Here is a 15,380-nt window from a genome sequence, read left to right on the forward strand (position 1 = left end):
ACCTCCCAGAAGTATGTCGCGGCTCACTGTGCCAGAGATCCTCCCCCGGCGGAAGTCAAATTTGAAGTGTTACTCAGTTTTAACGTGCAGATACTCGACTAGCTGGCTGTTTACCAATGGCCCCTCCTGAATGAGTATGCAAGTATGGCGGCCATGACGAGCGCCGACGACCTCCGTGACGCCGAACCCCGGCCGGTGTGGTGGGACGGGGTCCAGACCGGTCCGCGGACCGAACCGCTGAGCGGACGCCGGCACGCCGACCTGGTCATCGTCGGCGGCGGCTACACCGGCCTGTGGGCGGCCGTCGAGGCGCTCACCCAGGACCCCGCGCGCCGGGTCGTCATCCTGGAACAGGACTGGGTCGGCGCGGGCGCATCGGGACGCAACGGTGGGTTCGTCTCGGAATCCCTCACCCACGGCATCGCCCACGGCGAGGCGATGTGGCCGGACGAACTCGACGAACTGCAGCGCCTGGGCCGGCAGAACGTCGAGGAGATCGCCGGCTTCCTGGACACCCACGGCATCGACGCCGATCTGCGCCTGGTGGGCAAGACCACGCTGGCCAGGACCGCCCACGACTACGCGGCACTGCGCGACGCCGTCGCGACGTACTCCCGGCGCGGTGAGGAGGTGCGGTTCCTCGACCGCGACGAGGTGCGCGCCGACATCCACTCGTCGTCGTTCCTCGGCGGGCTGCGGACGATGCGCGGCGGACTGGTCGATCCGATGGCGTTGACGCTCGGCCTGCGCCGGGTTGCAGAAGACCTGGGCGCCACCATCTTCGAGAAGTCTGCAGCCACCGGCATCGCCCGGACCGGGTCCACCTTGACGGTGCGCAGCCCGCACGGCACGGTCGAGACCTCGCAGGTGCTGCTCGCCTCCAACGCTTACCCGCCGCTGCTTCGGCGCCTGCGCGCATGGGTACTGCCCGTCTACGACTACGTGCTCGCCACGGCACCGCTGACCGCCGGGCAGCTGGACTCGGTCGGCTGGCAGCAGAACCAGGGCCTCACCGATGCCGGCAACCAGTTCCACTACTTCCGGCGAACCCGCGACGACCGGATCGTCTGGGGCGGCTACGACGCCGTCTACCACTACGGCAATGCCATCAGACCGGAGCTGGAGTTGCGCGACGCGTCTCATCGGCTGCTGGCCAGGCATTTTCGCGAGACCTTCCCCCAACTGGCGGAGGTGCCGTTCACCCACCGCTGGGGTGGCGTGATCGACACCACCACCCGGTTCACACCGGTCTTCGGCACCGCGTTCAACGGCCGGTTGGCCTATGCCGTCGGATTCACCGGCCTCGGGGTGGCCTCGACACGGTTCGGCGCCCGCGTCGCCCTCGATCTGCTGGCCGGACGGGCCACCGAACGCACGCGGCTCAAGGCGATCACCGGCACCGCGGTGCCGTTCCCGCCCGAACCGTTGCGCTGGCCCGCCGTCGAACTGACCCGGGCAGCCCTGGCCCGGGAAGACGAAACCGGCCGCAGGGGAATGCTTCTGCGCACATTCGACCAATTCGGTGTGGGCTTCAACAGCTGAGGAGCGAGGACATGACCGCAGGACGATTCCACCGGGGCCGCCGTGTCGCGGGCTCGGGTGCACAGCGGATCCTGGTGGACCCGTCGAACGGCCGGACGACCACGACCGTCTCCGAGGCCTCGGTCTCCGAAGCGGCACAGGCCGTTTCGGCGGCGGCCGAGGCGTTCGGCGACTGGTCGCGGCGCACCGCCGGCGAACGGGCCAGAGTGCTGCTGCGGTGGGCCGACCTCATCGACGCCCACGCCGCGGAGATCACCGCGCTGGAGGTGGCCGAAACCGGTAAGCCGGAGGCGGTCTTCCGGGACGGCGAACTTCCGTTCGGCACCGACAACCTGCGGTTCTTCGCCGGCGCGGGACGTTCACTGGAGGAGACCGGGCCGGCCTGCTCAGCCAGGGGTACACCTCGATGATCGTGCGGCGCCCGGTGGGACCGGTCGTCGGCATCGCGCCGTGGAACTTCCCGATGATCATGGGCCTGTGGAAGATCGGTCCGGCGCTGGCGGCGGGCAACACCATCGTCGTCAAACCGGCGCCCACCACGCCGTCGAGCACGCTGTACCTGGCCGAACTCGCCGTCGAAGCCGGTGTCCCGGCCGGGGTGCTGGAGGTGGTGACCGGTGACCAGGAGGTCGGACAGGCGCTGGTGGCCGACGAGCGGGTCCAGCTGGTGTCGATCACCGGTTCGACGCGGGCCGGGCGGCAGGTGATGTCGTCCGCCGCGCTGCGCGGCGCGCGGGTACACCTCGAACTGGGCGGAAAGGCACCGTGTCTGGTGTTCGAGGACGCCCACCTCGACGACGCGGCGCACGGCATCGCGATGGGGGCCACCTACAACTCCGGGCAGGACTGCACGGCCGCCACCCGGGTCTACGCCCACGAGTCGGTGTTCGAGGACTTCGTCGAGCGACTCACCGCGGCGTTCACGCGCATCCGGGTCGGTGATCCGCGCAACGGCGACACCGACATCGGCCCGCTGGTCAGCGTCGAACACCGCGCTCGGGTACACGGCTTCGTCGAACGGGCCGTCGCGGCCGGCGCGACGGTCCGCTGCGGAGGGGCGGTCCCGGACGGCGATGGCGCCTACTATCCGCCGACGCTGATCACCGGCGCCGAACAGAGCGCCGAGATCGTCCAGGACGAGGTGTTCGGTCCGGTCCTGGTCGCACTGCCGTTCCGCGATGAGGCCGACGCCGTCCGGCTGGCCAACGACTGCCGGTACGGCCTGGCGTCGTCGGTGTGGACGGTGGACGTGGCCCGCGCGCTCCGCGTCGCGCACTCGATCGAGGCGGGCGTCACCTGGGTCAACGACCATCTCCCCATTGCGTCGGAAGCTCCACACGGCGGGGTGAAGGCCAGCGGCTTCGGCAAGGACATGAGCCAGGCCGCGGTGGCCGAATACACGGTGGCGCGCCACATCATGGTCAAGCACGCCGCGCGGGCAGCACACGACTCGTTCCGGCCGTTGTAACGGCTGCGGTGCGCGGATCTCGTCGGCCGTAATCGGATTTCCCGACCCGTGCCGTCACGCCTACTCTGGGTAGCCGCACTAAGTAAGTGTGGTGAAACAGGGAGTGTGCATGAGTACCGGGCCGACGACGCGACCAGACGGCACGTCCGCGACGCCGCGGCGAACCCCACCGAGCGCCGGCGTCATCATCGCGCTGCTGGTGTTCTCCGCGTTCGTCATGATCCTCAACGAGACGATCATGAGTGTCGCGCTGCCCGTGCTGATCGTCGATCTGGAGATCTCGGCCCGCACCGCGCAGTGGCTGACGAGCGGCTTCCTGCTCACCATGGCCGTGGTGATCCCGATGTCCGGCTCGCTGATGCAGCGCTTCCCGGTCCGGGTGATCTTCGTGTCGGCGATGTCGCTGTTCTGCGTCGGCACACTCGTCTCGGCGCTGGCACCGGGTTTCGCCGTACTGCTGGCGGGACGGATCGTGCAGGCGTGCGGGACCGCCGTCATGGTGCCGCTGCTGATGACGACGGTCATGAAGCTGATCCCCGCCGAACGCCGGGGGCAGACGATGGGCACGATCTCGATCGTCATCGCCGTCGCGCCCGCGGTCGGACCCACGCTGTCCGGATTCATCCTCGGCTCGCTGAACTGGCGGTGGATGTTCTGGATCGTGCTGCCCATCGCGCTGCTCGGGCTGGTGGCCGGTCTGCGGTGGCTGCACGTCACCGACGACCGGGAGCAACCCACCCCGATCGACCGCGCCTCGGTACCGCTCTCGGCGATCGCGTTCGCGGGCTTGGTCTTCGGGCTCTCGGAACTGGGCGCGTCCGGTCAGGGTGACCAGGCCGTACCGGCGTGGGTGCCGCTGTCGGCCGGGGTGGTGGCACTGGTGCTCTTCGGCGCACGGCAGGTGCAGCTGCAGCGCGACGACCGCGCGTTCCTGGATCTGCGGCCGTTCACCCATCGGCGGTTCTCGGTGTCGGTGGCCCTGGTGGTCATCGGCTTCATGGGTCTGTTCGGTGCGATCATCATGGTGCCGCTCTACGTTCAGGACGTGCTCGGCCAGAGCGCACTGGTCGCCGGCCTGACCAGTCTGCCCGGCGGACTGCTGATGGGCCTGGCGGGGCCGCTGGTCGGGCGGGTGTATGACCGGCACGGCGCCCGGCGGCTCGTCATCCCCGGCTCGGTCATGGTCTTCCTGGCGCTGTGCGGGTTCGCGCTGGTGTCGGCCGCCACGCCCGTCTGGGCACTCGTTGTCGTGCAGACCATCATGATGGTGGGCCTGTCGATGATGTTCACCCCGTTGATGACCGACGCGCTCAGCGCACTGCCGGACCGCCTGTACGCCCACGGCAGCGCCATCATGACGACGCTGCAGCAGGTCGCGGGTGCCGCCGGTACCGCGCTGTTCGTGACGGTGATGACCAAGGCATCGGCGTCGGGCGGGGCACCCGACATGCCGGGCGTCCACGCGGCGTTCGTCGCTGCGGCGATGATCGGCGCGGTCGCCGTGGTGCTGTCGTTGTTCACCGCGTCGCGTCCGATTCCCGCGCACGGCACGCCGACGCACTAGTCGCCGACCGCGGCGTCAGTCCTTCTCGCGCGGTGGCGGCTGGACTGCCACACCACCTGATTCGTGCTCGGGGCCGGCGTTCGGGATGCTCGGCGGGCACCCGCTCGCGGAATCGCATCGCCTCGCTGGAACCGCCCGGCTGTGCCCGACTATCGGGGCTGCGGTAGGGCCCAGGCTTGGCCCGAGGCTGACCGCCGGGAAAGGCGAGACGAAAGATGGTGCGGTGCACCGTGAACCACTGCTTGCCGAACGGGCCGGAGTTGTACGGCAATTCGTAGCGTTCGCAGATGTCTTTGACCTTTGGCGCGATCTCGGAGTACCGGCTGCTGGGCATATCCGGATACAGGTGGTGTTCGACCTGGTAGCCGAGGTTGCCGCTGATGATGTGGAACAGGGGACTGCCCTCGATGTTGGCTGCGCCGATCAGCTGCCGGACGTACCAGCCGCCACGGGTTTCGTTCTCCACCTCCTCTTCCTTGAACGTGTACGTCTGGTCCGGGAAGTGCCCGCAGAAGATGATCGCGTGCGCCCATACGTTGCGGATGAGATTGGCCAGTGCGTCGGCGGCCAAGGTGCGCAGGAACGTGCTCTCGACGCCGGGCAGCACGCTGTCGAAAGTGTCCGCCACCCTGGCGGCGCGGCCCGTGCCCGCGACCTTGCGGAGTCGGCGCCCGATGCGTGAATGCGCCGGTTGCTCGAGCCGGTTCCCCAGTGCCAGCTTGGTCAACGCGAAGGCGCCCGCGCTGACCGCAGGCCAGCCGATGTAGTCCTTCAGGATCTGTGCGCGCGCCTTGCCGCTGATGCCCTTGGACTCTTGGCGGACCTCAGACCAGGGCTTCTCGCCTCTTTGGGCGGCCCTGAAGTCGATGTCGTGTACCGCCACCCCCCACTCGAACAGCACCGTCAGCAGGAAGTTGAACAACGGCTGCGCCAACCACACCGGATGCCAGGGCTGACGGGGATCGATGCGCATGATCTCGTAACCGAGATCGCGGTCCTTGCCGAGAATGTTCGTATAGGTGTGGTGGATGTAGTTGTGCGAGTGCTTCCAGGACTGCGCGGTCGAGGCGGTATCCCAGTCCCACACCGAGGAATGGATGTCGGGATCGTTCATCCAATCCCATTGGCCGTGAAGGATGTTGTGACCGAGTTCCATGTTCTCCAGGATCTTGGCCATCCCGAGGCAGGCAGTGCCGAGCACCCACGCCGTGCGTGACCGCGAGCCCAGCAGCAGGACCCGTCCGACGACGACGATCTGGCGCTGCGCCGAGATCACCGCCTTGATGTAGTTGCGGTCACGGTCGCCGAGTTCGGCGAAGACCTCGTCGTGGATCGCGTCGAACTCTTTGGCGAGTTTCTCCAATTCCTGTTCGCTCAGGCGCTGGAGGGGGCTTTCGATGTAAGTGGTCATTGGGTTCCTCGTGTGTTCACAGTGCGAGTTCCACGTTGCCTTCGGCGGCGTGGATGCAGATCCGTACGTCCTGCCCCGTCGGTTCGGTCACTTCCCCGGATCGCAGGTCGCGCACTCGCCCGGACTTCAGCGTTCCGACGCAGGTGTGGCATATCCCGATCCGGCAGCCATAGGCCAGGTTCAGCCCAGCCTTCTCGCCGGCTTCCAGAATCGGTGTGCCGCCGTCGCATTCAACGGTCTTTTCGCTGTCCAGGAAGGCGATCTCGCCACCCTCACCGGCGCCCGCGTTGCCCCCGATCTTCGGCTGAAACCGCTCGAAGTGCAGTAGGTCGGAATCACCGTTGTCCTCCCAGTGCTCGATCATCGCGTCGAGCAGATCGCTGGGACCGGAACAGAACGCCTCGCGCTCGCGCCAGTCCGGGCACACCTCGTCGAGGTCGTTCGCCGACATCCGGCCGCGATCGGAGGTGAGCCGCAGATCCAGCCGCAGCCCGTCGTGGCGGCGGTCGAGATCCTCCAAATCCGCCAGGAACATCACCTGGTCCCGGGTACGGGCCGAGTGGATCACGACGACGTCGTCCATCTTGTTTCGGTGGTCGAGGCTGCGGAGCATGCTGATGATCGGGGTGATGCCGCTGCCGGCGCTGATGAACAGCATCTTCTCGGGCAGTGGTTCGGGCAGCGTGAACACGCCTTCGATCTCGCTCAGCCGCACCAGTTCGCCGGGTTTGACCTCGTGCACCAGGTACGGCGACACCACGCCCGACGCGACCTTTTTGGGGGTAACGCTGATCAGCCCGTCCTCCGGCTGCGGATCGGAGGTGATCGAGTACGCGCGCCAGTGGTAGCGGCCATCGATGACGAGGCCGAGGCGCACGTACTGCCCTGGCTTGTGGCCCGGCCAGTCATATCCGGGCCGGATCAAGACGCTCACCGCCTCGGAGCCCTGCGGCTCGATGCGCTCGACCTTGCCGCGCATCTCCTTGGTTGTCCACAGCGGGTTGATCATCTCGAGGTAGTCGTCGGGACGCAGCGGACTGAACAGGTGCCGGACGGCGCGCAGGAACAGCCTCCGCCCGCGGGGCACCGGCGGTTCGGCACCACGTTCGGCCACGTTTCCCCCTACGAGCGTCGACGATGAGTCGGAACGCAGGTCAAGATCGACCTCGGGGTGGGATACACCAGTTGGCGTTACTTGAAACACACCTGAGCTGAAATGTGGCCGGCAACGCTCGTGGTGCGGTGGCTGAGGACTACAGCGCCGGAGTCACATCCACACCGGATCCCTTGACCGACGCCTTCGCCCGGTTCTCGGCGCGCACCGCCCTCTTGCCGCGCACGTATCCCGTCACCGAGATCGTCGCGGCCAGCAGCGCGTCCTCACCCTTGACGAACGGATGGAACCCGACACCGGCCCCGCCGCGACCCTTGACCGGGATGTCGGCGACGTCGGTGACCTTCCAGCTCTTCTCCGACAGCGACAGGATCGCCTCGCCGTTGGCGCACGAAACCGGCAGCGCGGCAACCACTTCATCGCCCTCGGCGGCGAGCTTCACCCCGGCCACCCCGTTGCCGGCCGCGCCCTGCGGGTTCACCGCGGCGGGGTCCAGCCGCAGGATCTTGCCCCGCCGGGTCACCAGCGCCAGGTGGTGACCCTCGGGCAGCACACCGGAACGCAGCAGACCGGTGATGTCCGGGGCCACCGGGATGTCGCGGATCTTGTACGGCAGTCCGTTGCCGGTGGTGAACTTCACCCGCCCGTCGGTCCACACCGCCCAGCCCAGACCAGAACTCAACAGGTCGCCGTGGCTGTCGGAGAACACGCCGCGGTCGTCGAGCCGCCAGGCGGCGTTGACCTTGCGTTCGCGGGGCCCGTCCTCGTCGCCGCCCGCCGCCACGGGGGTGGCGTCGAAGTCCAGCACGGTGCGCCGGTCGAACTCGGGTCCCTTGAACAGTTTCGCGGTCTCCACCAGCTCCGCGTCGATCACCTTCCGGCGCGCATCGGGGTTGGTCACCAGCTCGGTCAGTGCCGCGAACTCGGCGTCCAGCTTGTCGGCCTCGGCCTGCAGCTCGATCACGTCGAGCTTGGTCAGCCGGCGAAGCTGCAGTGCCAGCACGTAGTTCGCCTGCTCTTCGTCGATCCCGAAGCGCTTCTGCAGCCCGTGGCGGGCGTCGTCGACGGTGTCCGAACCGCGGATCACCGCGACCGCGGCGTCGATGTCGAGGTGGATCGTGAGCAGGCCGGCCACCAGGTGGCGGCGTGCGGTGACCTTCTCCAGGCGGTACTCGCTGCGGTGCAGCACCACGGAATCGCGCAGGGACAGGAATGCCGCGATCAACTCGCGGACCGACCACCACCGCGGAATCCGGTTCTCGTCGAGGGCGACCACGCTGGCGGCGAACGTCGACTCCAGCGGTGTCAGGGCCAGCAGCTGTTCGCGGATGGTCTCGGCGCTGTGCCCGCGTTTGGCGGTGACGACGATCCGCAGCCCGTTGCGGCGGTCGGTCAGATCCGACATGTCCGCCACCCCGGCCAGTTCGCCGGACTCGACCAGCGCCCGGATCCGGTCCTGCACGGTGTTGCTCGCGACACCGGGCGGCAGCTCGGTGATGACGCAGTTCTTCCCGTCGACCGATACCGTGCCGCGCACCGTGAACGCGCCCCGGCCGGTGGTGATGTACTCGCGCAGCCCGGCGGTGCCGACCACGGTGGCCCCACACCCCCAGTCGGGCCCGGGAATGAGCTTCACCAGCCTGTCGTCGGTCATGTTCGGCGTCTTCAGCAGCGCCCGGCACGCCGCCATGACCTCGCGGGGATTGTGCGCGGGCACCTTGGTGGCCCAGCCCTCGGCGATGCCCACGGCGCCGTTGCACAGCAGCACCGGCCACTGGGCCGGCAGCATCGTCGGCTCGGTCCACTCGCCGTCGAACGTCGGCACCATGGGCACGGCGTGGTCGTCGAGCTCCGCGGTCAGCGCGGCACCGGGAGCGGACAGCCGCATCTCGGTGTAGCGGTCGGCCGCCGGAATGTCGCCCTGGATACGGGGGAAGGCGCCCTGCCCGTCGATGACCTTCACGCGCTGGAACTCGGCGGCCATCAACGCCGCGGCCCCGTACATCGACGCGCCGCCGTGCGGGTGCAGGTTGCCGGTGACGGCCGAGCAGATCTTCGACGACTTCTGAGGTTTGTTGCCGGGCAACAGTTTCGACTCGTGCATCTGATACAGCAGGCGTCGCTGGCCCGGCTTGAGTCCGTCGTAGGCCGACGGAATGGCGCGGTCGCTGACGCTGTAGAGCGCGAACGTCAGCTGGTAGTGGTTCCAGTAGTCGTCGGCACTCTGGTCCAGAACCAGGTCCGGGTTCTGCTCGGGAACGTCCAGGGTGGCGGTCACAGTGTTCTTCCCACTAGGTTCTTCCCAGTCCTTCTAGGTCAAGTCCAGCGCCAGGGTGTCGACACGGGAGGCCACGTCGGCCATCCACGTGCGCCGGCCCTCTGGCGGTCCACCGAACAACGTGTGGTGCAGCTTGTTCTCGCCGTCGTCGAGGTGCACCCGGATCACCGTGCGGCGCTGCGGATCCAGCACGGTGTTCCAGAAGTCGTCGGCGTCCATCTCGCCGAGGCCCTTGTTGCGCTGCACCTCGACCCGCTTCTTGGAGGTGGCCTTCAGCTGCGCCACCGCGGCGTCCCGCTCGGACTCGTCCTGGCAGTAGATCCGTTCGTCACCGTTCTTCACCACGAACAGCGGCGGCAGCGTCACGTACACCATGCCGGCCGCGACGAGCGGACGGTAGAAGTCCAGGAACATCGAGATGAGGCTGGAGTTGATGTTGCCGCCGTCCGGGTCGGCGTCGGAGGCGAACAGGATCCGGTCGTACCGGCACAGTTCCGGGTCGCAGGAGTCCCGCACCCCGCAGCCCAGGATGCGTTCGATCGAGTCGAACTCGTCCTTGGCCCGCGCCTTGCTCAGGGCGTACCCGTAGACGTTGGGCGGCTTGCCTTTCAGCGGGAACGCGGCCTGGAAGGTGGCGTCGCGGGCCGCCTTGATGGTGCCGAGCGCCGAGTCGCCCTCGCACAGGAACAGTTCGGCACCCGAGCCGCGGCCGGACTCCCGGCTGGGCAGCAGCTTCGGCGGCAGCGACAGGTTGGTGCCAAGACCTTTGGCTTTCGACGCGGCGCGGGACCGGGCCTTGGCGCCCTCGGCGCTGCGTCGTGCCCGGGCCGACTCCAGCGCCAGCTTCGTCCACAGCGACACCGTGTCGCCGTTGGCGGGGTTGGCCGCCCAGATGGTCACGCTGCGCGCCACATCCGGGGCCATCGCCACGTTCAGCGAGCGGGACGACACCGCGGTCTTGGCCTGCGAGTCCCAGGCCACGTCGGGGGCGCGGGTATCGACGGCCAGCGCCGTCACGGCGGCGAAATCCTGTGGCTCGGGGCCTTCTTCACCCTTGGCCAGGCCCAGGTCGCGGATCCGCGATGCACGGTCGGCCAGCGCTTCGGACAGCCCCTTCACCGCGGCCGTCAGGTGCGACCCGCCGCCAGGGGTCCGCACGGTGTTGCAGAACGCGGCGACGGTGGCCGGTTCGGCGGGTCCGGCGGTCAGCGACCAGCGGAACGGGGTGGGGCCGCGGCCGGTGGTGTATTCGCCGCGGCCCTCCACGACGGCCCGCACTCCCGGCACCGGCGTGCCGGCGGCGGTGCACATGAGGTCGAGCAGGGTGTCGGTGCCCCACGGGCCGCTGAACGGCTCGAGCAGCTCGGGCCGGATCTCCTCGCCGGGCCGGCCCTCGTCGGTGACGACCAGGTGCACCCCCGGCGACATCCGCGCCGCGGCGTGCGCCCGCAGCAGCACCTCGTTGATGTCCACGCTGGAATCGGGCACCACGGCCGGGTCGAACAGGATCCGCACCGTGGTGCCGTGCACGTCGGGTTTGCGGTTGCCGGTGCCGCGCAGTTTTTGCGCGTCGGCGCGGGTGAACGGCGCGTCCGGGTCGAATTCGGTGCCCTCGAACGTGCCGGGATAGCCGCCGCCGAAACTCTGCAGATAGGTCTTGCCGGCGCGGCGCACCGTCACGTCGGTGCGCGCGGAGATGAAGACCGCCGCCGCGGCGCCGATCCCGTTCAGCCCGGCGCCGGTGCTGGTGGCGTCGGCGTGTGCGGAGAACTTGCCGCCGGCCCGCGCCGTGCCGAGCGTCTTGACGATGCCGTTCTTCCCGGTGACCGGGTCGGAGTCCACCGGGAGGCCGCGGCCGTCGTCGGCGACGCTGACCGATCCGTCGGCGTGCAGCGTGATGGTCACCGTGGAGCCGCCGTGCGCGGGGTCGGCGACCTCTTCGATCGCGTTGTCGATCAGCTCACGCAGGGCCGTGTTGAGCACGTCCAGACCCAGGTTGACCGCCGGCCGCAGGCGCGTGTGCTGGACATCATCGAGCTCGGTGATGTCGGCGGCGGTGTAACTCACTGCGGGTCCTCTCCTTCAATGCCGGGACGTGTCGGGCGGCGGCGACACAGCACCGGCGTACGCATTCTGCCTTGCACCTCCGACAACGCCGGGGTGGTGCCGCCGGCCGTGTCGCGCGGCGGCGGGGTATCGGTGACCTGGATCGCAATGGCTGTGCGGGCCGGGTCACGCCACGTCACCGCGGACGCTCAGTCGCGCGCCGTGGCCCGGATCCCGGCGAGCACCACCGCGACGATGCGTTCGGCGTCCACCCGCGTGACCGCGCGCGAGCCGCGATTGGCGATGAGATGCACCGGGCCGGAGATCATCTCACCGAGGAAACCGCTGTCGACGGGTGGGAGTTCGCCCCGTTCGACGGCAGCGTCCACCCGGCGCTGTAGCGCTGCCACCCGCTGATCGAGGATCTTGGCCTGCGCCTGGATGGCCGACGGACTCCGCGCGGCCGCGACGGCCTGTTCCAGCGCGCGCCCGAACGGTGTTTCCAGCCCCCCCGCAAGCGCCAGCAGGAACTCCACGAGGTCCTTGTGCAGGTCGCCGGTGTCGCCGATGGTGGCGAGGTCCTCCGCGTAGCGCAGCAGGGCGTCGGCGACGAGGTCCTCGCGGTCGGGCCAGTTGCGGTAGACGCTGGCCCGATGCACGCCGGCGAGTTCGGCGACGTCTTCGTAACGGAAGTTGGCGATACCGTCGCGGGCGATGAGTTGCGCTGTGGCACTCAGGATCTGGGCCCGCACCCGAGCGGTGCGGCCGCCGGGGCGCCGGGCGGGCGGGATCGCGACTCCGTCGGGCATCGCGCCCCACCTCCATCTCCGGACCGGCCACCGATTGTCCCCAGCCGCCGCCTTGCGGTGCAACCAGGCACCCACTACCGTGCCGTTAATGCGATATTAGTCGCATTAAGACGCTTTTCGCCATCGTGCGACCACCGATCCGAGGGAGCGGCATGACGGGACACCGCGAAGACCGCTGGAGCAGGCGGTTGATCCTGTGGGCGGCGGTCCTCACCCTCGCCAACGTGCTGGCCGACGTGGTCATCGGTTCACCGATGATGGTCCTGCCGCAGCTGCTGGACCACTTCGACACCGACCAGGCCGCGTGGCTCAACGCGAGCGCGATGCTGGCCGGCGCCCTCTGGTCCCCGCTGCTGGCCCGAGGGTCCGACGTGTTCGGCAAGCGACGGGTGCTCGTCGGCACGCTGCTGCTCGCGGGTGTCGGCGCGCTGGTGTGCCTGGTGGCGCCCACCCTCACCGTGTTCCTGCTGGGCCGCTTCCTGCAGGGCGCCGCGTTCGCCGCGGTGTTCCTGTCGGTGGCCCTGGTGCGCCAGATCTGCGCGCCGCAGGTCGCGATGGCCGTCGTGGGACTGGTGACCTCGGGTTCGTCGGTCGTCGGCATCGTCGAGCCGTTCCTGATGAAGCCGGTGGTCGACGCGTTCGGCTATCGCGGGGTGTTCGTCGCCGCGGCGCTGCTGGCCGCCGGTGCCGCGCTGTGCGTGCGTTTCGCCATCCCGGAGTCGCCGATCCGCAGCAGCGGCCGGATCGACGTGGTCGGCGCGCTGCTGCTCGGCGGCGGACTCGGCGCGGTGTTGGCGTATGTGAGTCTCGGCGGTGCCGCCGGCTGGCTGTCGTGGCCCATGCTCGCGCTGGTGACGGCGGGGGCCGTGGCGTTGGCGGGGTGGGCGGTCCTCGCGATGCGGATCTCCGACCCCATCATCGACATCCGCGCACTGAGCCGTCCGATCCTGCTGACGCTGCTGGCGCTGGTCCTGGCGGCGGGCGCGTTCCGCAGCATGCTCCAGTTGACCGGGATCATCGCCCAGGTGCCGCCCGACCTCGGCCTCGGTTACGGGTTGGGCCGCGGAGAAGCGGTCGCGGTGCTGCTCGCCGCCCCGAATCTCGGCATCGTCGTCGGCGGCGTGTGCGCGGGGTGGCTCGCCGGGCGTACGGGTCCCGCGCTACCGCTGTTCGTCGGCATCGCCGTCGGGACAGCCGGCACGTTCGCGATGCTGGCGGGCGTGTCCGCGCTGCCCGCGGCGATCGTCTGCGGCGCGCTGCTCGGGATGGCCGCAGGCGCGATCGGCGCTTCCGGCTACAACCTGGCGACCATGTTCGAAGCGCCTGAGCGCCAGGGCACCACGGCCGGGCTGGTTTCGGTCGTGCTGGCCCTCGGCTCCGTCGTCTTCACCTTCGCCGGTGGCGAGATCCTCAAGGCCACCCACGTTTCCGGAATCGTCGCGGACGGCGCGCCGGTCAGCACGGCGACGGGGATCCACCTCTACGTCCTCATGGCGGGAGCCCTCTTCGGCCTCGCCGCGATTCCGGCGATCCTGGTTCTGCGCAACCGGTCCGGCGGTTCGAAATCCGGCGGAACGGGCATCTACCAGGCAGTCGCCCTGCACAAGAGGAGCACCGCATGACAAGCCGGACCGTCGCCCGCCGCTCGACGACGACACTGTTGGTGCCCGCCGCCGTCAGCCTGGCCACCGCGGCGACACTGGTGGTGAACTATCTGGCCAACGGTCTGCCGATCAACGGCCAGACCACCGGCGAGGTGACCCGCCGCTTCGAGGTCTACTTCGTGCCCGCCGGCTACGTGTTCTCGATCTGGAGCCTGATCTACCTCGGATTGATCGCCTACAGCGGATACCTCGGCCTCACGCTGGCCCGCAACCGGCAGGACAGCGGCGCCGCGCGGGCCATCGCCCCGCTCTACCTGATCACCGCGGTGGCGAACTGCTCGTGGCTGTTCGCCTGGCACTACAACCTTTTCCCGCTCAGCATGGTGCTGATGGTGGTGCTGCTCGGCACGCTGATCGTCATCTACCGGGTGCAGGCCGCGCGGCCTGCCACCTCGAAGCTGGAATTGTGGACCGTGCACATTCCGTTCCGGGTGTACCTCGGCTGGATCTCGGTGGCCACCATCGCCAACGCGACGATCACGCTCGATGACGCGGGCTGGTCGGGCTTCGGCCTCTCCGAGCCGACCTGGGGTGTGATCATGGTGGTGGTCGCCACGGTCCTCGGGCTGACGATGAGCGTGGTGCACCGCGACATCGCCTATGCCGCCGTGCTGATCTGGGCATTGATCGGCATCGCGGTGCGCCTGAGCGACACGACGCCGATCCTGGTCACGGCGCTGGCCGGGGCGGCGGCGCTGGCGGTGTCGGTGCTGGTCGTCAGCGCACGGAATCGAGCTCGTCGAACAACGACTGGTTCAGTCTGAACGCGACCTTCACCTCGGCCACCATGGCGTCCACGCCTGCGGTGTCCAGAGCCAGCCGGTCGAGGCCGGCGCGGTACCCGTCTTTGTAGGGTTTGACCCGGAAACCGAAGCGGTAGAACGCCAGCCCCGCTCCCCCGAGACCGAACTCGCGGTCCAGGATCGCGGCCATCGCCTGGCCGCCCGACAGATCGCCGAGATAGCGGGTGTAGTGATGGGCCACCAGCGCCCCGCCCCAGGACAACCCGGCGATGTGGTCGCGATAGCGTTGCGCGGCAGGCGAATCCACTGATCGGTCGGCGCCGGGCGCCCAGTGGTCCAGATCGGCGTCGATGGCGGGCACCCGTTCCAGCGCGGGGTCGTACACCGCCGCGACCAGCGGGTCGTCACGGTGAGCGCGCACCGCGTCTTCGAGCGCGTCGTAGATCACCCGCAGCCGCAACAGGTACTCGGCGTAGCCCGCCTCACTGACGTTGCCGGCCAACAACTCGGCGATGAAACGCGACTGCTCCGCGGCGTCGTGTTCGGCCGCCGAACCCGCTTTGAGCGCGACGGACAGTGGCCGCAGGTTCTCGGCGGTACTCGGCCGCATGCGGTTTCTCCAGGTGATCGATTGCCTTTTCCGCCACCCTAACGGCTGATGGTGTCGACGCGGAGGGTCGCCGGGCCGGGACAGAGGCCGCACTGCGATACCAGAGCAGACGCTCTGTTATTGTTCGCGGG

The 15,380-nt window shown here is 69.0% G+C and carries 11 protein-coding genes and 1 pseudogene; 6 read left to right on the plus strand and 6 right to left on the minus strand.

Annotation, left to right across the window (positions count from 1 at the left end; translation table 11 throughout):
- Positions 1-144 precede the first annotated feature (144 nt).
- From C6A87_RS27820 to C6A87_RS27835, 4 genes are all read left to right on the plus strand, one after another.
- Positions 145-1,542, plus strand: a complete 1,398-nt coding sequence (locus C6A87_RS27820) for an FAD-dependent oxidoreductase (protein ID WP_311115177.1) — start codon at positions 145-147, stop codon at positions 1,540-1,542.
- 11 nt (positions 1,543-1,553) lie between these two features.
- A complete protein-coding gene (locus C6A87_RS27825) occupies positions 1,554-1,952 on the plus strand; it encodes an aldehyde dehydrogenase family protein (protein ID WP_311115178.1) in 399 nt (132 codons plus the stop codon).
- Positions 1,949-3,010 carry an aldehyde dehydrogenase family protein gene (locus C6A87_RS27830; RefSeq protein WP_311115179.1) on the plus strand — a complete coding sequence of 354 codons (1,062 nt, stop codon included), beginning with the start codon at positions 1,949-1,951 and terminating at the stop codon, positions 3,008-3,010. Before C6A87_RS27825 ends, C6A87_RS27830 begins: the two co-directional genes overlap by 4 nt.
- A gap of 109 nt (positions 3,011-3,119) precedes the next feature.
- Complete coding sequence (locus tag C6A87_RS27835; RefSeq protein ID WP_311115180.1) at positions 3,120-4,574, plus strand: DHA2 family efflux MFS transporter permease subunit; 1,455 nt, start codon at positions 3,120-3,122, stop codon at positions 4,572-4,574.
- 15 nt (positions 4,575-4,589) lie between these two features.
- Here C6A87_RS27835 and C6A87_RS27840 read toward each other — a convergent pair.
- The 5 genes and pseudogenes from C6A87_RS27840 to C6A87_RS27860 all read right to left on the minus strand — a co-directional run bounded on the left by C6A87_RS27840 (position 4,590) and on the right by C6A87_RS27860 (position 12,232).
- Positions 4,590-5,985 (minus strand): annotated as a pseudogene (locus tag C6A87_RS27840) (fatty acid desaturase family protein).
- A gap of 16 nt (positions 5,986-6,001) precedes the next feature.
- The gene (locus C6A87_RS27845) at positions 6,002-7,099 is read right to left on the minus strand and encodes a ferredoxin reductase (protein WP_311115181.1); all 1,098 of its coding nucleotides are present in this window, start codon (positions 7,097-7,099) and stop codon (positions 6,002-6,004) included.
- A gap of 139 nt (positions 7,100-7,238) precedes the next feature.
- Positions 7,239-9,377, minus strand: coding sequence for a DNA gyrase subunit A (locus C6A87_RS27850; protein ID WP_311115182.1), 2,139 nt, complete (start codon positions 9,375-9,377; stop codon positions 7,239-7,241).
- Between the two features lie 33 nt (positions 9,378-9,410).
- Positions 9,411-11,444, minus strand: coding sequence for a toprim domain-containing protein (locus C6A87_RS27855; protein WP_311115183.1), 2,034 nt, complete (start codon positions 11,442-11,444; stop codon positions 9,411-9,413).
- Positions 11,445-11,632: 188 nt separating this feature from the next.
- Entirely contained in the window at positions 11,633-12,232 is a 600-nt protein-coding gene (locus C6A87_RS27860) for a TetR/AcrR family transcriptional regulator (RefSeq protein ID WP_311115184.1), read from the minus strand.
- A 152-nt stretch (positions 12,233-12,384) separates the two neighbouring features.
- Here C6A87_RS27860 and C6A87_RS27865 point away from each other — a divergent pair, with 152 nt between their 5' ends.
- Entirely contained in the window at positions 12,385-13,854 is a 1,470-nt protein-coding gene (locus tag C6A87_RS27865; RefSeq protein ID WP_311115185.1) for an MFS transporter, read from the plus strand.
- Positions 13,851-14,660 carry a TspO/MBR family protein gene (locus C6A87_RS27870; RefSeq protein WP_311115186.1) on the plus strand — a complete coding sequence of 270 codons (810 nt, stop codon included), beginning with the start codon at positions 13,851-13,853 and terminating at the stop codon, positions 14,658-14,660. Before C6A87_RS27865 ends, C6A87_RS27870 begins: the two co-directional genes overlap by 4 nt.
- Here C6A87_RS27870 and C6A87_RS27875 read toward each other — a convergent pair.
- Positions 14,614-15,249 (minus strand): biliverdin-producing heme oxygenase, encoded by a 636-nt coding sequence (locus C6A87_RS27875; RefSeq protein ID WP_311115187.1) that lies wholly within the window; start codon positions 15,247-15,249, stop codon positions 14,614-14,616. The two genes, C6A87_RS27870 and C6A87_RS27875, sit on opposite strands and share 47 nt — an antisense overlap.
- Positions 15,250-15,380: the final 131 nt, after the last annotated feature.

It is taken from the genome of Mycobacterium sp. ITM-2016-00317 (assembly GCF_002968295.1).
Classification (GTDB): domain Bacteria; phylum Actinomycetota; class Actinomycetes; order Mycobacteriales; family Mycobacteriaceae; genus Mycobacterium.

Bases quoted from the DNA above. Each gene is read 5' to 3' on its own strand.
- C6A87_RS27820 (WP_311115177.1), top strand. From the start codon at position 145: ATGGCGGCCATGACGAGCGCCGACGACCTCCGTGACGCCGAACCCCGG.
- C6A87_RS27825 (WP_311115178.1), top strand. From the start codon at position 1,554: ATGACCGCAGGACGATTCCACCGGGGCCGCCGTGTCGCGGGCTCGGGT.
- C6A87_RS27830 (WP_311115179.1), top strand. From the start codon at position 1,949: ATGATCGTGCGGCGCCCGGTGGGACCGGTCGTCGGCATCGCGCCGTGG.
- C6A87_RS27835 (WP_311115180.1), top strand. From the start codon at position 3,120: ATGAGTACCGGGCCGACGACGCGACCAGACGGCACGTCCGCGACGCCG.
- C6A87_RS27860 (WP_311115184.1), bottom strand. From the start codon at position 12,232: ATGCCCGACGGAGTCGCGATCCCGCCCGCCCGGCGCCCCGGCGGCCGC.
- C6A87_RS27865 (WP_311115185.1), top strand. From the start codon at position 12,385: ATGACGGGACACCGCGAAGACCGCTGGAGCAGGCGGTTGATCCTGTGG.
- C6A87_RS27870 (WP_311115186.1), top strand. From the start codon at position 13,851: ATGACAAGCCGGACCGTCGCCCGCCGCTCGACGACGACACTGTTGGTG.
- C6A87_RS27875 (WP_311115187.1), bottom strand. From the start codon at position 15,249: ATGCGGCCGAGTACCGCCGAGAACCTGCGGCCACTGTCCGTCGCGCTC.